General features: G+C 33.0%; 17 protein-coding genes and 1 tRNA gene. 2 read left to right on the top strand and 16 right to left on the bottom strand.

Going from position 1 to position 21,873, the window contains the following annotated elements:
* Positions 1–138 precede the first annotated feature (138 nt).
* The 4 genes from RXO53_RS04760 to thsB all read right to left on the bottom strand — a co-directional run bounded on the left by RXO53_RS04760 (position 139) and on the right by thsB (position 6,047).
* Positions 139–2,166: a beta-CASP ribonuclease aCPSF1 gene (locus RXO53_RS04760; protein ID WP_410713108.1), complete on the bottom strand. Its 2,028-nt coding sequence runs from the start codon at positions 2,164–2,166 to the stop codon at positions 139–141.
* A 52-nt stretch (positions 2,167–2,218) separates the two neighbouring features.
* Positions 2,219–2,869, bottom strand: coding sequence for an archaeal proteasome endopeptidase complex subunit beta (gene psmB / locus RXO53_RS04755; RefSeq protein ID WP_410713110.1), 651 nt, complete (start codon positions 2,867–2,869; stop codon positions 2,219–2,221).
* A gap of 398 nt (positions 2,870–3,267) precedes the next feature.
* Positions 3,268–4,326 carry an NAD(P)-dependent glycerol-1-phosphate dehydrogenase gene (locus RXO53_RS04750; protein ID WP_410713107.1) on the bottom strand — a complete coding sequence of 353 codons (1,059 nt, stop codon included), beginning with the start codon at positions 4,324–4,326 and terminating at the stop codon, positions 3,268–3,270.
* Between the two features lie 59 nt (positions 4,327–4,385).
* A complete protein-coding gene (thsB, locus tag RXO53_RS04745) occupies positions 4,386–6,047 on the bottom strand; it encodes a thermosome subunit beta (RefSeq protein ID WP_410713109.1) in 1,662 nt (553 codons plus the stop codon).
* 339 nt (positions 6,048–6,386) lie between these two features.
* Here thsB and RXO53_RS04740 point away from each other — a divergent pair, with 339 nt between their 5' ends.
* Positions 6,387–7,019: a DUF1122 family protein gene (locus RXO53_RS04740; protein WP_410713106.1), complete on the top strand. Its 633-nt coding sequence runs from the start codon at positions 6,387–6,389 to the stop codon at positions 7,017–7,019.
* 77 nt (positions 7,020–7,096) lie between these two features.
* Here RXO53_RS04740 and RXO53_RS04735 read toward each other — a convergent pair whose 3' ends face one another.
* The 12 genes from RXO53_RS04735 to RXO53_RS04680 all read right to left on the bottom strand — a co-directional run bounded on the left by RXO53_RS04735 (position 7,097) and on the right by RXO53_RS04680 (position 21,259).
* Positions 7,097–7,711, bottom strand: a complete 615-nt coding sequence (locus RXO53_RS04735) for a methyltransferase (protein WP_410713105.1) — start codon at positions 7,709–7,711, stop codon at positions 7,097–7,099.
* Between the two features lie 562 nt (positions 7,712–8,273).
* The gene (locus RXO53_RS04730) at positions 8,274–9,443 is read right to left on the bottom strand and encodes an MFS transporter (protein WP_410713104.1); all 1,170 of its coding nucleotides are present in this window, start codon (positions 9,441–9,443) and stop codon (positions 8,274–8,276) included.
* A gap of 330 nt (positions 9,444–9,773) precedes the next feature.
* Positions 9,774–9,848: transfer RNA gene (locus tag RXO53_RS04725), tRNA-Glu, on the bottom strand.
* A gap of 84 nt (positions 9,849–9,932) precedes the next feature.
* Positions 9,933–12,758 carry a DEAD/DEAH box helicase gene (locus RXO53_RS04720; protein WP_410713103.1) on the bottom strand — a complete coding sequence of 942 codons (2,826 nt, stop codon included), beginning with the start codon at positions 12,756–12,758 and terminating at the stop codon, positions 9,933–9,935.
* A 111-nt stretch (positions 12,759–12,869) separates the two neighbouring features.
* On the bottom strand, positions 12,870–14,549 hold the full coding sequence (gene thsA, locus RXO53_RS04715) for a thermosome subunit alpha (RefSeq protein ID WP_410713102.1): 1,680 nt from the start codon (positions 14,547–14,549) through the stop codon (positions 12,870–12,872).
* An 84-nt stretch (positions 14,550–14,633) separates the two neighbouring features.
* Positions 14,634–15,695: a phosphoesterase gene (locus RXO53_RS04710; protein ID WP_410713101.1), complete on the bottom strand. Its 1,062-nt coding sequence runs from the start codon at positions 15,693–15,695 to the stop codon at positions 14,634–14,636.
* 24 nt (positions 15,696–15,719) lie between these two features.
* The gene (locus RXO53_RS04705; protein WP_410713100.1) at positions 15,720–16,808 is read right to left on the bottom strand and encodes an MFS transporter; all 1,089 of its coding nucleotides are present in this window, start codon (positions 16,806–16,808) and stop codon (positions 15,720–15,722) included.
* A gap of 6 nt (positions 16,809–16,814) precedes the next feature.
* Complete coding sequence (locus tag RXO53_RS04700; RefSeq protein ID WP_410713099.1) at positions 16,815–17,180, bottom strand: hypothetical protein; 366 nt, start codon at positions 17,178–17,180, stop codon at positions 16,815–16,817.
* A 104-nt stretch (positions 17,181–17,284) separates the two neighbouring features.
* A complete protein-coding gene (locus RXO53_RS04695; RefSeq protein WP_410713098.1) occupies positions 17,285–18,487 on the bottom strand; it encodes a M24 family metallopeptidase in 1,203 nt (400 codons plus the stop codon).
* A gap of 15 nt (positions 18,488–18,502) precedes the next feature.
* Complete coding sequence (locus RXO53_RS04690; protein WP_410713097.1) at positions 18,503–19,081, bottom strand: class I SAM-dependent methyltransferase; 579 nt, start codon at positions 19,079–19,081, stop codon at positions 18,503–18,505.
* 55 nt (positions 19,082–19,136) lie between these two features.
* Complete coding sequence (locus RXO53_RS04685) at positions 19,137–19,808, bottom strand: hypothetical protein (RefSeq protein WP_410713096.1); 672 nt, start codon at positions 19,806–19,808, stop codon at positions 19,137–19,139.
* 11 nt (positions 19,809–19,819) lie between these two features.
* Entirely contained in the window at positions 19,820–21,259 is a 1,440-nt protein-coding gene (locus RXO53_RS04680; RefSeq protein WP_410713095.1) for a hypothetical protein, read from the bottom strand.
* 135 nt (positions 21,260–21,394) lie between these two features.
* Here RXO53_RS04680 and RXO53_RS04675 point away from each other — a divergent pair, with 135 nt between their 5' ends.
* A complete protein-coding gene (locus RXO53_RS04675; protein ID WP_410713094.1) occupies positions 21,395–21,832 on the top strand; it encodes a hypothetical protein in 438 nt (145 codons plus the stop codon).
* Positions 21,833–21,873 lie beyond the last annotated feature (41 nt).

The raw sequence follows: 21,873 nt of genomic DNA, 5'->3' as shown, positions 1-21,873 counted from the left end.
GAGGCTTTCATTTGTAATAATTTCTTTATCATAAAAAGATTTATATTTACAAAATTATTAAATAGCTTTTGCGAAAATTCCTTTTATTAATGTTTGCATAATATGCTGAAAATTAAATGTTGAATAATATCTTAATATTCAGCCCCCTGTTTGCAAATAGTTTAGCATAGAATGAAGTTTTATGTTTCTAGGGAATACTCTAACAGCTTCTAAGTTTTCCGGATATACTACTTCTGGCATTGACTCAAATCCCAGCTTGTCCCATTTTTGTTTAATTAAAATTCCGAACGATATTGTTTGACTTGGCTCTCCATGATTTAAAATTATAACCCTTGGCTTAGGGGTTAGACCTCTTAGAAATCCTTGAAGCTCACTTCTGTTAGCATGTCCAGAAAATCCTTCTATTCTTTGCACTTCTAAATTTACCTTAATAGTCTTCAATTGATTCCCATCCATCATTTGTATTTCCTTTTCACCTTCTACAATTTTCCTTCCAAGAGTCCCCGAGGCCTGATAGCTAACAAATACTAGAGCATTGTTCTGATTATCAGCTAAGTTTTTAAAGTACTCCAAAATAGGTCCACCTGTCATCATGCCACTTGTTGAAATTATTATGGCAGGCCCTTGGCTAAATATAGCTTCATCTCTTTTACTAGAATCGTTAACAAATACCATATTAGGCCCTATAAATGGATTATTATCGTTATGCAGTATTTCATCTCTTATAGGTTTAGCTAGTAATTCTGGGTAAGAAGTATAAATGGCTGTAACTTCATATATTAAACCATCAATATATATCGGCATCTCTGGTATTTTTTTGTCCTGAGATGCTTTATTAATTAAAACCATCATGTCTTGCGCTCTACCTACAGCCATCACTGGAATTAAAATTTTTCCTTTTCTATCATAAACTTTTTTAATTAATTCAAATAACTGTGTTTCAGCCTCTTCTCTAGTAGCAGTTTCAGTAGCCCCATAAGTCGTTTCCATAATTAAAGCTTCTACCCTATGGAATTCTGTATTCGCTGGTGGTTGTAGTCTTGTTGTATTTAATTCTTCTTTAGCCTTATAATATTTTATATCACCTGTGTAAAGTATGTTAAAAAGACCTTGTCCAATATGAATATGGGTCAATGCAGAGCCCAAAATATGGCCTGCATCAGAAAATGTCAGCTTAGCATCAGGCGATAGATCCGTTACAACATTATAATTAACTGTAATAGTTCTTGTTAACATAGTATTTATGTCTTTCATAGTAAATGGAGGCTCTTTCCCTTCTTTCACGAACAGATCTATAAAATCTTTTAGCATTAAAACAGTTATGTCCCTTGTAGGAGGGGTCATATACGAAGGCCCACGATATCCGTATTTGTATAAAATCGGAAGTAAACCCATATGATCCATATGGGCATGAGATATAACTATTGCATCCAAATCTTCTAATCTAAATTCAGGTGCATCAAAGTAAGGGTAAGCATCTGTTGAATATCCACTCTGAGCAAAGCCTGCATCCAAAAGTATTTTGCTTTCACCGGTATCAAGTAATATAGATGATCTACCTACTTCCCCAAAACTGCCTAGACCTATAACTCTTATATTTTTTGGACCTACTATCATTTCCCTATAAATTCTTTCCCCTATTTCTCTTAAAGCCTTCCTTCTTTCAGATGAAGCCCTTATATATAATTCTAAAACTGAAGCAAGGGTTTTACTAACCAATGGGGATTTTCTTTGAACTTCCAATCTCCAACCAGTATTTGCCAATACCTGGTTTCTAAAAGGTTTACCTTTCCCAAGAAGCTTACCCGGTTTATCAGCAAACACTCTAACTTCTCCTAATACTTCATCGAATTGTATATCACTTGGTGTGATACCTGCCTCTTCAGGCGTATTCTCCATAATATATTGAATTGTAGCTTCTCTTGTTTTTCTGGCTTTAGGATCAGTCCTTATAACCATCCTTTTCCTTAATTGCTTTGCTAGTTCTCTTATCTTTTCTTCTCCCTCTAAAATCCATTGAGGATTTTTAACATAAATTGCGATTTCAGGACCTTCAAAGTCTATACTTGATATTTCTGCATCTCTTACATTCTTCAAAATTTCACTGACTATCATAGATCTAAGCTTTTGTCCTGATATTAATCTTTCTTGGCTAGCTTCTTCCAAATTAAATCACCGGGATAAATAAAATTTTTTTATTAAAATCTCTCTTATCCTTTTAAGAAAGGAGTTGCTGGAGAGGTATAAAACTTTCTCTTATTCCCTTAGAGGTTATTGCAAATACATCCACACCATCACCGGTTGCAGAGTCTCTCATAATAGCTACTTTAACTGCTCTTGCCGCCAAATTCATAGCCTCCTCTATGCTCATATCTTGTTTATAATCTCTCTCTAGCACTCCTAATGCAACAGGAGAGCCTGAGCCTGTAGATGTCATCTTTTCTTCCGTAATGCTTCCAAAGTAATCTAAGCTATATAATCTAGGCTCTGTATCATAACCCCCAATTATTAATTGAACTAAATACGGATAATATTTTGTTGAAAACAATACATTAGCTAATAAGGTTGCCATGCCCTTAACTGTTAATTTCCTTTTATTAGTCGTCTCATACAATCTTGCTTCTTCTCTTATTGAATCTGCAAGCATTTGCGCGTCTGCAACCAGACCTGCTATAGTCATTGCAGCATAATCTGTTATCTTAACTATTTTTTTAACAGTTCTGCTAGCTATTAAAGTACCTGCAGTTGCTCTTTTATCTGCAGCCAAGATTACTGCATCTTTAGTTATAAATCCAACCGTAGTTGTCCCATGAAGAGCCTTTAATGATTTTTCTTTATCAAATGGCATCAATTTATTTTCACCAAACATCTCAGGATTTTCAAACGTTTTAATTTTTATGTTAGATAAAAATGATATATGGGCATTGTTCAAACTAAACTATATTTATAAAATATTTCTATTAATAAACGTTTGTTTATAAATTTTAATAAAAAATATAAAAGGTAAGAGCAATAATAAAGAAATTTATTATTCTGTTTTTAACTAGGAGCATTATTTGCTTATTTCATTTTTTTAGCCGGCTCTATTTAAGCTTATGTATTACCTTAATCTAAGATAAGGTGTAGTGATTAGCTTAAGCATAAGATCTTTTATGTTAACGGTTATGTCTTTTATAAACCTATTCTCTCATCCCTGCCCTAAAGGGCGAGGCTTTCAGTTGTAAAAATACAATCAGAGTTTAATTATTAAGATCTGTTTTAAACTTGCTACCCTATAACAAAGGTATTTTTAGCAAGTTCTTCTGCAGCTTTTTCATTTAACCCGCTTTCACCTAAAATTGTGTACCTTTCTGGCCTAATACTTACAGCTTTTGTCAATGCCTTTAATATTTCTTCTTCCGTTACACCTAATTCTTTATAATTGGTAGGGGCTCCAACAGTCTTTAATAGTTTCCTAATTCTTCTCCAGTCTTTTCCATATAGGTACGACATCATTATTGTGCCCACACCAACAGCCTCTCCATGTAATGGTGGGTTTTTGCTTACCATCTCCAACGCATGAGCAAAAAGGTGCTCCGATCCACTAGCCGGTCTGGAGCTTCCTGCAATACACATAGCGACCCCACTGCTAACCAATGCTTCCGATAGTACTCTTATCCCTTCTTTATTGCCAAGACCTATTTCATTTGAGTATATGCTAACATGTTTAGCACTCATTAATGCTAAGCTTGCTGCATATTCACCATAGTACTCCCCTTTTAGTTTATGAGCTAAGCGCCAATCTAATACAGATGTATATTTACCTATTAAATCACCAAATCCTGCAGCATTATGCCTTTTTGGAGCATCAATTATAATATTTATATCTATTAATATTAATTTGGGTGGTTTAGCTGGCTTAGAATGAAACCTATCAAAGCCTCTTAAAGTAACAAAAGGGCTTGTTATACCATCATGGCTTGCTGCAGTAGGTACGCTTATAAAGTTCTTATCAAGGTTCATTGCAACGTATTTTGTTAAATCAATACTTCTTCCTCCTCCCAAACCTAACAGTATATCAAAATTATCTTTAGATACCTCGTCAGACAATGATTTAGCATATTCAACTGTAGGCATATCAGTTATCATATACGATACTGAAAAACCTTTATCTTCTAAGCTCTCCTTAACCTTATTATAATATTTTTTATATACATTCGGGCCCGTAAAAACTAAAACAGACTTTCCCTTATTAAATAGCTCAGAAACTTGAGTTCCAATATTGTCTAAAACGTTTTCCCCAATAATAATTCTTTGAGGTAAATCTATTGGATGGCCACTGATCATTCTTTTAACCCAAAGAATAAATATAATACAGAAATAAAAAATGAATTAGAAAATTAGGTTTAATCGCTGCTAGATTCTTTACTGGATTCTTCTTCTGATGATTTACCGCTCGGACCCTTTCCGCCGGCTCCTCCACTCTTCTTAGCTGCAATCATATCATCTATTCTTAATATTAAGCTTGCTGCATCAGTTCCTGCTTTTAACGCATTAGCCTTAACTCTCATTGGTTCTATAACTCCTTTTGACCACATATCTACTATGTTTCCAGTTTCTATATCAATCCCATACCATTTCTTTGAGTCATCTGAATGAGCGCTTCTCAATTTCATTAATATATCTATTGGGTCGTGACCAGCATTAAAAGCTATTGTTTGCGGCAATGCTTCTAATGATTTTATAAACGATTCTACTGCTATTTGTGTTTTACCTGGTACACCTTTAGACCATTCTCTTAATTCTTTAGCAATTTCTTCTTCAACTGCGCCTCCCCCTGCTACTATTTTATTATCAACTATTGCATCTGCTACAGCACTTAATGCATCGTGAATTGCCCTATCGGCTTCCTCAACTAATCTTTCAAATCCACCGCGTATTAATATTGTGACGCTCTTTGGATTCTTAGCGCCTTCTACAAATATCATTTTGTCATCTCCAATCTTCTTTTCTTCAACATTTTCTGCAAATCCTAAATCTTCGGACTTCAAATCGTCTAGGTTAGTAACTATTCTTGCTCCAGTTGCTTTAGCAAGCTTCTCTATATCGCTCCTCTTTACTCTCCTAGCTGCTAGTATACCTTTCTTTGCTAAGAAGTGTTGAGCAACATCGTCAATACCTTTTTGTGTTATAACAACGTTAGCTCCAGTCGCAGCTATTTTCTCAACTTTTTCTGATAACATTTTTTCTTGTTTGTCTAATAACTTTTTCATTGATTCAGGGGATGATAGGCTAATTTCCATATCCAACTCTGGCTTTTCAATTTCCAATGAAGCATCTAATAAAGCTATCTTTGCATTCTTTACACGCTTTGGCATGTCAGGATGAACAACTTCCTTATCAATAACTATACCATAAATCAATTGAGTATCTAATAAGCTACCCCCATATTTTTTAACTATTTGTATGTTGTTTATATCTGCAAAATTCTTATCTCCTCTTTTTTCTGCAATAGCTCTAACGGCTTCTACTGCAATTTTTGCAAAGTGTTCTCTTGCCTCTGATACTGCTTTACTGTTTAAGCTTGTTTTAGCAACTAATAGCAATTTTTCTTGATCATCTAAGCTAACTGGTTCAGAAATCTTTTCCAACACTTCAATTGCCTTCTGTAATGCCTGCTTATAACCGTTAATAATTATTGTTGGATGTATGTTTTTCTCTAAAAGGTTTTCTGCTTCCTTTAAAAGCTCTCCGGCAAAAATAACTGAAGTTTTAGTACCATCTCCTGCTTCCTCATCTTGACCCTTAGCAACTTGGACAAGCATCTTACCGGCTGGGTGCTGCAAATCCATCTTGTCTAATATTGTTGCACCGTCGTTTGTAATTGTTACATCTCCTAGGCTGTCTACAAGCATTTTATCCATTCCTTTAGGACCATATGTTGTTTTTAAAATTTCCGAAATAGCTCTTGCTGCCATTAAATTATTCCTAACAGCTTCCTTACCATAAGATCTCTCAGTACCTTCTTTTAATATTATAACAGGTACTCCCATGTTTTCAATAGGCATCGACATATACTTTCACCCTATCTAATCAACTGCCGAGATTCTTATGTGAGCGAGCTTCTATATAAACTTTTCTATAGTAAACTATATAAAAATAATTTGGCAAACTACTCATACTTAAGGCCATGGTTTATGGTGTAGAAAAATGAATTACATTTCCAAATATTTTATAATAGAATGCTTTTTAAACTGTGTAAGATTAAAATTTTTCATTGTTAACCGGGGGGTTAACAAAAGGTTATTATCGGATTAATTACATTATATTAATGTATATTTAAAATTTAAAAAAATACTAACATATTCTTATAAATTTCTCTTTTTTATATTAATAAAGAAATAGAGTTGAAAAAGGATCTTATTAAAAAGTTAAAAGAAGGATTTAAAATTGAGAATTATGAAATTAAGGCAGAGAGAGTATTAAAAGGAAGATTTAAAGAAGAAAGAAACCTCTCATTAAAATTAAGATATGACAAAAATATGTTAAACTTGATAAAAATGAAAGTTTTTCTAGGAAGGTCGCCTTTCTATAAACCATGGGTAGAAATTTTTGATATACAAAGTAAAATAGAAATGGGAAATCATTATTTAGAATACTATGAAAGTAAAATAGAAATGGCAATATTAGAATTTCTTTCTGAAAATCTAGAACATGGCGATAAGCTGTTTGTTGAATATACAAACGATGAAAAGACTTTAAAAGAACTAAGACTAGGTGTACCACCCGTTTTAACTCGACTTGGCTTTAAGTTATTTAACCTTGGATTCATTTGGTTAAAGGATTGGTATTATCCTGAAGGATTTATGGAAGGAGGACCAAAAATAGAGGCAGAAAAACTTGAATTAAACATTGAAATAAATAAGCAACTAAATTCCATATTAAAAGATATTGCTAACTTTAAATATGAAACTAAAAACAAAGAACTACTATATAGGATTGATTCAATTTTCAAATATATAGAGAATAATCTCCATTAATTCAAGATAAAGGCTATTAATTTCACCTCATGAGATTGAAGGGGTTTTCTATGATAAGGATAGCTTTTTAGAACAGTTCACTTCAGGTTTTCCCAAAAATTTACCTCAAGCCTTTCCATAAATGCATTTGTTTTAACTAATTCAATTTTATTATAATTAAATTTCTTAAGGCATTTATCTTGATTAAACTTAGATAAACTTGACTTTAAAATCAATATATTTTCTGATATTGTAGATGAAAGGCAAAGTTTTTTATGATTTCTACCTTCTTGCCATGTTTTCACTATCCAACTCCCTTTTTTTATTTTGTCATTTGATGGCAAGTAGGGAGGGTTTACAATAGATAAATCATATTTTCCTCTTAAGCATGAAGTTCCATCACATCTTATAACAAGGTTTCTTACTCCTTCTTTTTCTATTGCTTTTTTGGCATTAACAACTGCATACGGTGAAATATCTATTGAAACCAATACTTTAGGATCAAATATTCTTTGAGCTGCTATAGATAAGATCCCAGAGCCTGTTCCTATGTCTATTATTCTATTAAACGAATACCCTTTATTTTTTAGAATAAGCATTGCTTTTATAATCAAAAAGCTATCATCAGATGGCATATAAATTCTTTTGTCATTAACGATTTTTATATTACCAACATCCGTTAAAACGTCTATTAACCTTTTATTGTTTCCCATGATACTCATCACATTTACAACTGAAAGCCTCGCCTTTTAGGGCGGGGATGAGAAAAGCTTATAAGGGCTATTTCCTTATTAGTTATCTTGTGGTAAGTAGTGGTAAAACTTAAATGTCCTAGGTGTGGATATGTATGGGACTACAAGGGCAAAAAGCAATATTATGCAAAGGGAATGATAGTCCACTTCTGTAAGGAAGGATGAATAGTCCTCAAAGGTTTTTATTTGCTGCAAAATAATCATACATAGACCTTGGCTGTAAGAACTGGTTGCAACCTTGGGACTAAGGAGACTTAATGTAGAAAGTAAATCTCCGTAAACTCTCTTCCACACTACAAAACTGTTTATAGGACTTCTGCTTTAAGGGAGATAATGCCTCTCTAAAAAACAGGAAAACTTTATCACGAGGTGAAAATGTCTGCCATAAGCGCAGGGTGGTTCACTATGGTAGGAAAACCTCATTTTTTAGTAACATTTTAAACCTAAATTTTACAATAGTTTTTAAAAGTCTTTGGCCTTAAAGTTCTAAATATTCTACCTTGTTGCTTAATTTTGCAGTAACTCATGCTATTAGCAACATTACAGCAGATATTATGGTAGTTATTATAGGTATTGTAATAAAAACTTCTTTTCCTAAAGTATAAGCTATCCCTACTAATAAAGAACCGGTCAATGTACCTAATTCCCTAAGCGTGTAATAAATGTGAGATCCATAACCGCTTGAACCTTCTGAAAATATATTATACAAAGCTATGTCGATCATGCTAAACAAAACAGAAGATATAGCTATATATGCTATTAAATTTAAAGTATTGTTTATAAAAGATAATACTGAAACAAGCCAAATACCTCTAGAAATTATTAAAGAAATGGCTACCTTTTTATTGCCCGTATTTGAAAACATGGAAAATAGAATTAAAGAGAAACTTATTATTAGAGCTGTTATTCCATAAGAAAGCCAGAGTAAACCTAAGCTTATATATGATTTTATAAGAAGAGGAAGTATTGTAAAAATATAGTCTCCAGTAAAGGTGGCAAAAAACATAGATAATGAAATCATTTTTGTTGAGACAGCTTTATATGATATGTATCCTTGTTTTACAGCATTAGGTAAAGAACTTATGCTGTCGTATGCTAAATATGAAAGTATTTTTATATGATTAGCTATAGAGTTAAAGTCTTGAGAAAATGAATGTAAAACCCTTTCCATTCTAAGGTTTACCTTAGGTAATGATAAGAAAGTAAGAAATCCAATCGCAACTGAAAAATATATAAAATAATCTAAGGGGATAATATTACCTATAAAATAAAATGATAAAAGACCAAAACCCCTAATCAAATAATAGGAAAACTTTTGAAGCTCTATATAATATTTCCACCTATCACTGCTCTTCATTTCAAAAATTGTTGTAGAAACAGCTAAATTAGACGACGCAACGCCTAATGCATGAAACATATAAGCAATAGCTAAGAATGTAAGGCTATGAAAAGAGAAGAGAACTCCTGTTACCATAATTGAAAGAAATGAAATTACAATCAAAAATTTGTTGTTACCCTTATCAGATATCTTACCCAAAAATAAATTTGACGCAATAAATACAGCACTCCACATAGCACTAATTAATCCGTATTGAAAAGGGGTTACGCTTGTTTTATAGCCAATATATGAATATATTCCTATGTCTAATGACGATAACAAAGCCATGAACAGCATCGCTATTGCGAACCACATTATTTTTCCCTTAATATGCTAATATGCTCAAAAATAAATAAGGGGAGAAACCCCAGATGCTTACCTCATTTTTTCTACACTTTCATTTTAATCATTTTATATTCAATAATGATTAGGTTTGGGTACTAATACTAAACAACTATACTATCATATTAGGTTATGATACTTCTTTGAGTCTAAAGGCACAGGGCTCATATTTCCGGTTATTTTCTTCATATAGAGAGGTAACATCTTAGCAGTTTTTTACTTTATTCCAACAGTTAAAATAAATATAATAAGATTTCTATTATTAAAAAGAATTCGGCCTAATAAAACATCAAAACTGTTTTATGCCGCGGCCGGGATTTGAACCCGGGTCACGGGCTCGAGAGGCCCGCATACTGGACCGGACTATACTACCGCGGCTCCAAAGTCATATATAAAATAAGGTTTTATAAAGTTGTGCCCAAAAATACATGAATTTTTCTTCATAATTATAGCGCTCTTTTATCAGCTCCAGTATTTTTTATATGATATGTATTCTTCTTTTGCTTTAAGCAAGGCCTTATAGAACTCCTTATCCCCTCCTTTCATATAAGCCTCTATGACCTTTTTAGTTGCTCTAGGACCTACGCCCTGAGTCATTAAGGCTTCAATGACATATCTCCCTAAATTTTGCGATGCATAGTTTATATAAAGGGTCCCCCTATCTTTAATTTCATCTATAATCTTCTTTTGATCTTTGCTTAGTTTCTTTAGTTCCCCTCTTTTCCACTGCCTGAAAATATTTATTGCATTTTTACCCCAATCGGTGTTAGGCATAGGAGCTACCATCATGCTTTTACATTTAGGACACCTAATAACATTACCTAAATCTTTTACCTTGTTTTCCCAAGTTTCACCGCAGGCAATACAAACAAATGCTACCTCCCTGTTTAAGGCATTTTTCCTAAGTCCTTGAATAATATAATCAATAGCAAGGGATTTTAGATTTGTAGCTAAATCCTTTCTTAAATACGGATTTGAAAGAACTTCCTTAGTTAATGGGCTCGGCTCTCTAAGCTTTACAACGTTTACATCCTTAAACTCTTCTTTAAATTTCATTAAAGAATCTATATCAAACTTATCATAAATTATTTCCCTAATAGTTTCTTCATCTACAATAGTGTTTCTATAAGCATCAATCATCTTTTTACCCAGCTCTAGAGGTATTTTTATATCAACATCAACAACGCCTAGCCTTTTAGCTACTTGCAAAAACCTTGATATATAAACTATTGAGTTTTTAACAGCATCTTGAGACAAAACCATAATTTCCGGTGCATCCGTTTTTTTAAGCTCATATAAGGCTTCTTTCACTAAATTAGCTGAGACACCTGTAGGAGAAGTAAAGATAATTGCATATGGTATGTAATCTATTTGAACCTTAATGTATTTTTCAATAATCTTAGATAAAATCAATGCCAATAAAAAATTACCTTTACTACCCAAGCATGTATATAAAATAGAGCTCCCATTTACTTCCTCGACAATTAAATTTTGGGGAGTCAAATCTATATTCCAAACACTTTTTGTATTTTTTAATACATTAATTAACCTAGAAATAGATTCTTCTGGTACTTTCCTCTTTTTTAATAAGGATTTTACTTCTTCCTCATCTATCATTCCCAGGCTAATCAAAGAGCAGACTTCCCTTGAAACGCTATAGGAAACCGGTATTAATTCCCCTTCCCATATCGGAATCGCACCTTCATTTATTGCAATAGGCTTTGCTTCCACTTTTTCTTCTTCGTAATCTATTGTAACTGCTTCCCATACCTTACCTGCTAAAGTAAACCTAAAGTTTTCTTTTCCTTCCTCCAAAACTGCAGTTTCCACAAACCTTTCACTTATTTCTCCAACCTTAGAATTTGATGAAATGTCATATACTGTAAAGCTTACTTCATCAGGTATCATTGAAACACCATATAAATATTTCCTTGTTCTCCTGGATTGGTAAATTGCCCCTGTTTCCTCGTCGAACTTAATTATTCTAACATTATTTAAATGGTCTAAAACCCTTTTCATTTCTTCATACGATATTTTCGAAAAAGGATATGCCCTTTTTACTATGCTTAAAGACTTGTCTATGTTATCAGAATTCCCTTCTACAAGCATTGCTACTAACTGATGCGCTAAGGCATCCATAGAATTTTTTGGCAAAGTTAAGTCCTCAAGCTCTCCTTTTTCAGACCTTAGAGAAATGACTCCAGATTCAAGTATTTCGAATAAATTATCCATAGTAATTATAATTCCTCTGCTTACGTCCCCTATCCTATGACCAGATCTACCAGTTCTTTGGAGCATAACAATTACTTGCCTGGGAGACATAAATTGCAAAACAGTGTCTATTTTACCTATATCTATCCCTAACTCCATTGATGCGGTAGAAACTAATGCCTTTACTCCGCCTTCCCTAAACATCTTTTCCGCTCTTTCCCTAACATCCCTAGAAAGGCTTCCGTGATGAACTGCAACATTTCCTAAGATTTTTGATAGGTCCGTTGAAAGCTTTTCCGCAACAGACCTTATATTAGTAAAAACTAAGACAGATCCTTTATTATTATTTATTATTTCTGCCATGCTTTTAACTATGTTATCCCATTGATCTTCATTACCGTTAACTCTTATTGATATTTCATATTTCTTTGTAGAATAATCCTCAACAATTTCTACTTTTCTGTTGTAAGCCAATAAATTTGCAGCCTCTTTTTTTGACTTTTCAGATAGAGTTGCAGATAGGCCTATCCTCTGTATTCTATTTTTAGATATTTCATCAAGTCTTTCCAAAATTAATGACAGCTCAACTCCCCTTTTATTATCTAATAACTCTTGAAGTTCATCAACAATTACATAAGAAACTTTTTCCCACATACTCCTTTTATTTTTTATAGTTAAAAGCAAGTTTAAACTCTCGGGAGTAGTTACCATAAAATCTGGAGGATTTTCCAAAAACCTTTTTCTTTGAGACTGCGTAGTATCCCCATGCCTTAAAAATACCGTTAAACCAACTCCTGAAACTATTTTTTCTATTCTATATGATATGTCCCTATTTAAAGCCCTTAAAGGGGTTATATATATTGCCTTTATTCCTTCTTCCCTTTTCTTGTTTAAAACAGAAGAAACTACAGGTAGAAATGCTGCCTCAGTCTTCCCGGAACCGGTTGGAGATATTATTAATGCATGGTTACCTCTCAAAATAACTGGTATAGCCTTTTCTTGTATTGGCAAAAGCTTTTTATAACCCAAGCTGCTTATAACGTCTTTAAGCATTGGGTTCAGCAGCTCTATCGACATTATTTATTCTAACCTCTAAATCCAACTTGTTTCCAACAATTATATTACCCTAAAAAATAATTAATTTTTACAAAAGTTTCCTCAAAAAAGAGAATCAAAAAATTAATTAGATTACATACCCATGCCGCCAGGCATTCCGGAAGGCATTCCGGAAGGCCCTTCTCCTCCTTGACCTGGTTTGGATTCTGATTTGGGTGCTGAAGCGGCAATTAAATCGTCTATTTTCATTAAAGATATCGCAGCCTCTGACGCGCTCTTTATTACCTGCTTCTTAACAAGTATTGGCTCATATATATTATATTTGGTTACATCATCAACGACCTTTCCATCTACTGCATTTAAACCAGCTAACCTTAGACCCTTATCGTGATGAGACCTTAGCTCCATTAGTGCATCTAATGGATCCATACCGCTGCTTTCAGCAAGCACTGTGGGTATGACTTCCAATGCATCTGCAAATGCCTCAATAGCTAGCTGCTCTTTACCTCCAATAGTCCTTGCATAGCTCCTTACAGCCATTGCTATTTCTGTCTCAGTAGCACCTCCTCCCCCAACTATCTTCGGTTCCCTCAATATGTTCCTAAGGGAATGCAATGCATCATTTAAGTTCCTCTCTGCCTCGTCTAATAGCATATCGTTAGCTCCTCTTAATAATATTGTGACGCTCTTTGGATTCTTAGCGCCTTCTATGAATATCATTTTATCGTTTCCTACTTTCCTCTCTTCAACTAATGCAGCATAACCTAAGCTCTCTGGTTTCAGATCTTTAATGCTCGTTACAATTTTTGCTCCAGTTGCTTTAGCTATCTTTTCTATATCGCTCCTCTTTACTCTTCTAGCTGCTAGTATACCTTTCTTTGCTAAGAAGTGTTGAGCAACATCGTCAATACCTTTTTGTGTTATAACAACGTTAGCTCCAGTCGCAGCTATTTGATCTACCATTTCTCTTAATATCTTTGTTTCTTCTTCTAAGAAATTATCAAGCTGATCAACATCTGTTACCCTTATCTTGGTTGATATATCAGGTTTTTGTATCTCTAAAGCCGCATCTAATACTGCTATCTTAGCATCTTCTATTCTCTTTGGCATGCCAGGATGTACAACTTCTTTATCTATAACAATTCCTTTAATGAGAGAAGTATCCATTAAGCTCTCTCCTTTCTTTTTCTCTACTTTAACGTTATCTAAATCAACATAATATGATCCGTCTTCCCTCTTTTCTGCAACAGTCCTAATTGCATCTACAACTATGTTTATTATCTTTTCTTTTTCGGGCCCTTGACCAGTATATTTGCTAGATATTGTTGTATCAACTATTTTCCTAAGTGTGCTCTCATCTTCGACGTCAATGTTTTTCCCAATAGAGTTTAAAACCTCTAATGCCTTGTTCATAGCCTTTGTATAACCATCTATAATTATTGATGGGTGTATGTTATCATCTAAGAGCTTTTCTGCCTTCTCTAATAAGCTGCCTGCTAAAACAACTACGCTAGTAGTTCCATCACCTACTTCACTGTCCTGAGCCTTTGCTATCTCAACCAATAGCTTAGCTGCAGGGTGCTGTATTTCCATTTCTTTTACTATTGTAGCGCCATCGTTTGTAATAGTTATGTCTCCAAAAGAATCAATTAACATCTTATCGAGTCCGCGAGGACCTAAACTTGTTTTTAATAGTTCCGATAAAACCTTTGCTGCTAATATGTTGTTTTTCAAAGCCTCCCTACCATAAGATCTTTGGGTACCTTCTTTAAGTATCAATACAGGTATATTGCTTCCTGAACCACTTGCCATATCTATCACCTATTCCCTAACTAATTTTAGCTCCAGTAGAGTATTCGTGAGATCGCTTCTATATAAGCTTTTCTCTAGTATCTCTCATGCACTACCTTCTTGCAATGATTGTACAGATGCTTTCCTCAATGCCTCCTCTAGATTCCTAACAGTTACTTCAGGCTTAACCTTAGCCACAGCTATATTTCCATGACCTCCTACATCTTCCGTTATACCCATAACAAACAAGTTTTTCATTATCTTTAGCGCTTCCCCCTTACCGCTTCTTATTATTAAGAGCCTAACATTATCCTCCTTTTTCTCAGCTAATAAAGCTGTTGTTACCTTCAATATCTTAAAAATAGCTGAAGTTAAAGCAGATGCACCGCTCTTATTCCATTTATCTCTAGCATCTATAAACTTTATATAACCTAAATTTTTTGCCGACATAGCAAGTTCCATCGCCTTTTCTTTAATTTCTTTATCGCTTTCCTTCGAGACCTCAAACCCTAACTCTATAACGTTTTTAAAATCATCTTCGCTGTTCTGCTTTAATAAAGACTGCTCAAAAGGTAAAGGGTTTGAAGCCCATTCAACATATTTTTCCCATATACCCTTATCTTTACTTTGATTTAATGCCTTCGATATAGATGCCGCAAGCTTTACTATGCCTTCTGGTACCTGCTGTTTATTTCTAAGCCATCCTCCCCCTTCTAATGTACCTATTGCATCTACCAAATTTGATAGCCTCGGTGTAAGCTTAACATTAAGCCCGTCTAAAAACCTCCTGACCAATATAGCAGTGGGGCTTTTCCCCAATATAGCTAAAGCATTGTATTTTGTCTCTATATTGTTCATATTTTCAAGCGTTACAGGATGATGGTCAAAATAATATATCTTTGGCCTACACCCTCTAGAATATAAATCGTCTAAAGCTTTACTTACTTCCTGTGAGAATGGTATATCCAATATAATTAAAATATCCCAACACTTTTCCTTAAATGCATGCTCTAATTCCCTAGGCCCCGATGGTATTAGCTCTACTTTTCTTTTACCTTTAACTGGAAAGACACCTAGCTTTTCTTGAGAATAAACTATAGCCGCAGCAGCTATTACTCCGTCTGCATCCCAATCTGCTATTACTGCTATTTTTTCGTTTCCATCCATTACTTCCACAACCTTTTTTTGAATTTATAATTTTTTAATTAATACTACCGGTATAATAGTTGAGGCAAGCAATATATATAAAGATAACTTCAGATTTATAGACATGGCTAATGAGAATATAGGGGAAATCCATACACCTATAACCATGTTTATCAGATTTATTACTGATAAAGACAATGATTCGTTAATAGAATTTAATTCATCGATTGCCAATGCATAATAAATGCTACTCGTAATGTTAACAAGAATACCATTTAAAAGGGAGGCAAAGGCCATAAAATATACCCCTATTATACCATATAGAGGGTAAGTAAGCCCTGTTAAAGTAGCCATCAATAAAATTAAATTAAACTTATTTCTCTTCTCAAATAATGAAGTTAAAGAACCCCCTATTATATTCCCTAGGAAATACAAGGAAACTAAAGGACTTACTTTATATGAACTAATCTTATATAGCTCAGATGCAAAAGAAGGGATCAATGTGCCAACAGCATAGCTGCTCCCCCAAATCCCTGATGTAGCTATACCTAAAATAATTAGCTTTTTATCAAAAACTATTTTGCTTTTTGAAGATAGCTTAACGTCTTTAACAAAAAACAAGTTTTCTAAAAAAGCCAATAACCCTATTAGTCCTCCTATAAATGTTGCTTCCCTCCAACCCAATAACGAATCCAATACTCCCCAAGATAGCCCTATTAGTCCTCCTATGCTGAATGCAGCGTTATACAAACCAATTAAGGTTGCTGATTTTTCTTTATTTGAAGAAACTAGGACTGCCGCTGCGGGAGAAAAATATAGCCCCGCCCCTAGACCTGCTAAAATTCTCAACAATATTGCGTCGATAAACTTGTTTGTAAAGGGAACCAAAATATCAGATAAAGACAATAAGAATAGACCAATTAAAAATGTCTTCTTTGGAGAAATTTTAGATGAGAAATATGCAGCCGGTATTTGAGTTATGGCAGCTCCTATTATGAATGCAAATGGTAGAAAACCTATCAAACCCTTGCTTACATTTTCTGCTTCACTTATAGCTAATGTTGCAGGCGCCAATATGTACCATTGAGCCGCATAAATGGTTCTTGAAAAATATATTGATAATTCTTGTTTCAAAAAAAATCACCTTCTTTTTAAATATTTTATTATTTGATATATTATTTCAGCAAAAACTATGATCTGGACGAAATCTATATCTATCGAGACGTGGCCACTACCCCTCTCTATTATTAGAAAAGGTAAGATTAAGGGATGAGAAAATAAAGTCAATATAGATCCGATATCTCCGCCTATCATTAATCCTAAGAAAATAAACCTAGAATTAGCATATATTAACCCCGATATAATATAAAGGAGGAAGCCTATTGTTATTGTTAGCCCTATTACCATAGGTATACCTGATATTCCTAATATCAGCCCCGTAACTAGACCCAACGCAGCTAATATTATTAGCATCAACCTTAATTCTCTTTGCAATTTTAGCTCCAATGGTTTCAGAATAAAATGAAAAATAAAAATTTATATAATGCCTTGCAATTCACTTTTATAAATTCTTTATCCAATAACTTTTGCATTTAAAGATTAAAATAATGTTAAACTATAAGTTCTTCATTATCTGGAAAGTTAGTTAACAATTCATACCCATTTTTTGTTATTAAAACAGTGTCGCTGTGCCTAAAACCTCCATAATTATTATATATACCAGGCTCTATACTTACTACCATACCAGGCTTTAACTCTAAATTATAACCCACATCTAAAAATGGAGGCTCGTGGATTTCTAATCCTAAGCCGTGTCCCGTATGATGTCTTAGGAATTCATCTATTTTTAACTCTTTAGCCTTTTCCATAACAGCTTTATCTACTGCAGAGGCACTTAAATAAGGCCTTAGCATATTAAAAGCTTCTTTTCTTAACTCAAGCATTTTATTGAAATAATTTAAAATTTTATCATTTGGTTTTCCAAATATTAATGTTCTTTCAAGTTCTGAATAATAGCCTCCTATTTCTGGACCAGCACCTATTCCCAAAACATCGCCTTTTCTGATAGGTCTTTCACTTACCAATGCGTGAGGATATGAAGAAAATTCTCCTACTTGCCCCCTAAATCCAACTACTAATCCAACGGGTTCTCTTAAAGGTAAATAAGGGGAAAAATTCTTATTCATTTCGTGAAGTACTTTTATGCTCGCTTGAATAGATATTTCCCAGTCCCATTTATTTTCCTCTATTAAATCCATAGCAACCTTTATCGATCTTGCAGCCCATTTTCCACTTTCTTTTATTAATTCTATTTCTTCATTTGATTTAATTAACCTCATTTCATTTATTATTTCTCCTACATTACCTACATTAATCCCTTCTTTTTGCAATAAATCAGAAAGCTTTGGCCCGCTATATCCAAATATTGAATTAGCTCCCATAAAATTATCTGTTGCAATGCTTTTTATTTTAGAATTCTTAATTATATTAACTACTTTATTTAATGGATGAACTTCTCCAGGATAATCAAAATAGTAATAAATTTCACTAATTATATTGCCTGCTATTGAATTTCTATATTCCAAATGATTTCTTTCTACAGAAGGCGAAAAAGCTATTGGGGATCCATCAACTGGAATTATAAGGGCAAATGGTCTTTCTGTTGATAATATTGAAATATTTGTTAAATAAAAAATGTTTGTTGGGTTTGTTAAGTATATTGCATCGTAATTACTTTCCTTTATCTTATCCAATACAGAATTTATCCTTTTTATTAGCTCTCCCCTACTTATCTTAAGAATTTTTACCACCATGCAAAATAAATTTGCTTAAGCATTTATATTTTTTGCTTCAATTAAATAATGGTATTTGCCTATCTCTCCAAGATATTTTAATGAGAAGCCGTTGCTGTTCAAAATTACAGAAAGATCTTCAAAAGAAATCCTCATAAAAATTGGCGGTCCCGGAGGACCTCTCATTTTCTTGAATTCCAAAATTATTAGTTTACCTTCTTTTTTCAATATTCTCTTTATCTCGTTTAATAAAATTGATTCTTTTCCATCATAAACTATATCATGAAAGACGTTTGCCATAAATGCTATATCTATAGAATTATTATTAAGAGGTATTTTCTTTGAGATGTCTGCATAAACAATTTCAATGTTATTCAATTTTTCTCTATCGGCGTAGTATTTCACTGTGGCTAAAGACTCTTTTGATATATCAATTGCATAAACCTTTCCGTTTTCTCCTACTACTCTTGCTAGAGGTATAGTAAACCTACCTGGACCTGATCCAAGATCAGCTATGTAAGATCCTTTAACTATGTTTATTTTATTTATAACTTCCATTACTATATCATCATCAAATATGTTATGTTTTCTCCAAAACCCTTCCCAAACATTCATTTTGATCATCTATAAATAATTTATATATAGAAAATAAAAACTTTTGTTAATATTTTTATTTAGACCTTCTTAGCAATAAAACTGCGACAGCTATTATAATAACAATAATACCAATAGATACATATAACATAAGATTTGATGCATGAGATGAAGTTGTTGGCAAAGGTGTTGATGATAAAGTTGTAGTATTGCTGGCAGTAATAGTATTGGTAATTGATGTTGTAGTAATAGGGGAAGTAACATTTTGAATTGAATATTCAATTTCAATGCTTCCTGGAGATAAACTTATTGTATTTCCATTAATACCCTGAATTGTTGCATTTGTATAAATTATAACTGAATTTTTAGGCAAAATTAAGTCTGTATAAGAAGGTAAATCTATATCTAAGAAAAATGCTTCTCCTCTTTGGCTTACTGCATTAAAAGAAATAAATGTTATGTTTACTGCAGTATTATTTTCTACCAAAACGGTAATGTTATTTTTATTAAGCGTGGCAGGTAAGCTTAAATTGTTGCTAAAAGCAGCGTATGCAGATACGTTCCCAGGTATACTTACATTTATAATAGTTGGAGCGTTTGTTACATTTATTATAAAGTACCCGCTTAAATCTCCATATTCATCAACATAAATTTTACTGTATTGATATTGCTGATAAGCATGCCCTATTAAGGGAATTAAAAAAATAATGAAGAGGGAAAAAATTATTATTGTCTTTTTATTATTCACTATTAACACCTTTATGAATTTGTTATATTTGTTGAATTGCCTAAAACCGTTATTTGGGTTGCGTTTACCTCATATATAGCATAGTATTTACCTGATATAATGCCGTTTATTTTTACTATTTCATTAGGATATATGGTACCGTTTATTTGCGTAGACTTTGATACGTTTATTATCATTAATTGCCACATATGTTCAGTTACGGGCATAAACCTCATATGATTTCCTATTGATATTATGTGACCCACTATTAAGTAACTATTTGATGATAGGTTCCAAATGACAAAGCCTTCTATTTCAACGCTTTTACCTATTATCATAGTATTATTTATTAATTTAAGCACAAAATAGTCTATATTTAATATCCTGTTTGAGATAGGTATGAGCATGTTTGCCATACCTGTTGTATTAGATAAGTATTGTTGAGCTAACAAATCGTTTTCAACAGATTCATTTATAAGTTTCAAAGCCCCGGTATCATTACCTATGTACCATTCTTTAATTGAGAACTTAGTCTCATTTATTGCTTCCTCCATTGGGCTTATTGCGTTATTTATGTTTTGATTTGTTGTTTTGGAAGATACCATATTTAGAGATCTGTTTATTACTTCTAAGTTAATTAAAATACCCCACAGTTCTTTATTTCTGCCTGATAAATTAAAAACAAATGAAATCTTTTGACCTGATACAAAATTCTCTAAATTGTTTAAAGCAATCAACATGTGGGCATATGTAGCAACACTTATGTTAGTTGAATTGCTTTCTATTTCTTTTTCAACAAGGCTCAAAACTGGCGTTACGTTAATATTATAATTGAATTCCGATGTAACGTTTCCCATCTCTGCCTTGAACATTTGGTTCATATTATTAATTTCATTTTTAATTTTGTTCTTTATCAAGTGTGCAACTCTTTGTTTAGCAACTTCTGAAATCTTTACCGATGCCTGCATAAGCTCTTTCTTTATCTCTGAAAGAGTCTTAGCTGCCTGGCTTACATTTCCTTGATTTAAATATATTAGAGATTGATTTATTTGAGATAATATCATTTCTTTATAAGTTTGGTTAAATAAATTGCTTCCATTAACAAACTTTTCTATTAATTTTAATTGTGTTTTAATCCCTTCAGCCTGCGGTATGGGCGTTGCTGATTTACTTTCCATTTCTTTAGCCAATACCTTCATAGCCAAATGTAAATCTATTTGTGCTTGTGTATAGTTACCTTCATTATATGATGACAATGCTAATTGATAATATTTTTCAGCCAAAGAGACATTTATACCATTGTTTTTAGCAAAGTTTATTGCTCTCTCGGTTATATTTAATAGTATTAATGTTGAATTTTGGTTCTGATTATTTGAATTGGTTGAAGGCTGAGCATTTACAAAAGGAAAGACTATAGCCCCTATTACCATTAAAGACAATAGCAATGAGGCAATTTTTATAAATCCTTTCATTTTTTCTCACCAATTTTAGATTTGCTGTTTAAGCTATATTAGGGAACCCCTGGGAAGCATAGGGAAAGCATAGGGAATAAAATTGTTTAACAAAAGTTTTTAAATTCAAATTTTAAAATTATAAACGGTGAAAAAATGAACAGAAAGAGATCTATATCTGAAATAGTTGCCGTAGTTATGCTAATAATAGTAGCTATTTCTGCTTCCATATTGCTATACGTTTGGCTAAATGGATTAGTAGGATCAGTTCATTATAACGATCCCTCATTATATGTAAAAATTGAAATAACTTCTGCCAACATAACCCATAAAAATAACTATATAGTTTATGCATATGTGCAAAATTTAGGATCTGCTACATCTATAAGCAGCGTTGCTGTTTTATACTACAACAATTCATTAATATTCTTTAATAACACACCTTCTGGGAATTTAAATATACCTCCTAAAAGCATCGGACTTATTTATGCATCAAACAATACTAAAGTTAACATTAGCCCTGGCACACCTGTAATTATAGAAGTTATAACTAGTAATGGAGTTGAAGCAACTTATCAAACAAACTGGCCATAATCCTTTCTGAATAACATGAAGGGTTACTTAAGGGGTTCAGG

The organism is Caldisphaera sp. (genome assembly GCF_046536515.1).
Lineage (GTDB): Archaea > Thermoproteota > Thermoprotei_A > Sulfolobales > Acidilobaceae > Caldisphaera.
The sequence above is the reverse complement of the archived record's forward strand: the minus strand, read 5'-3'. Positions and strand labels throughout refer to the sequence as shown.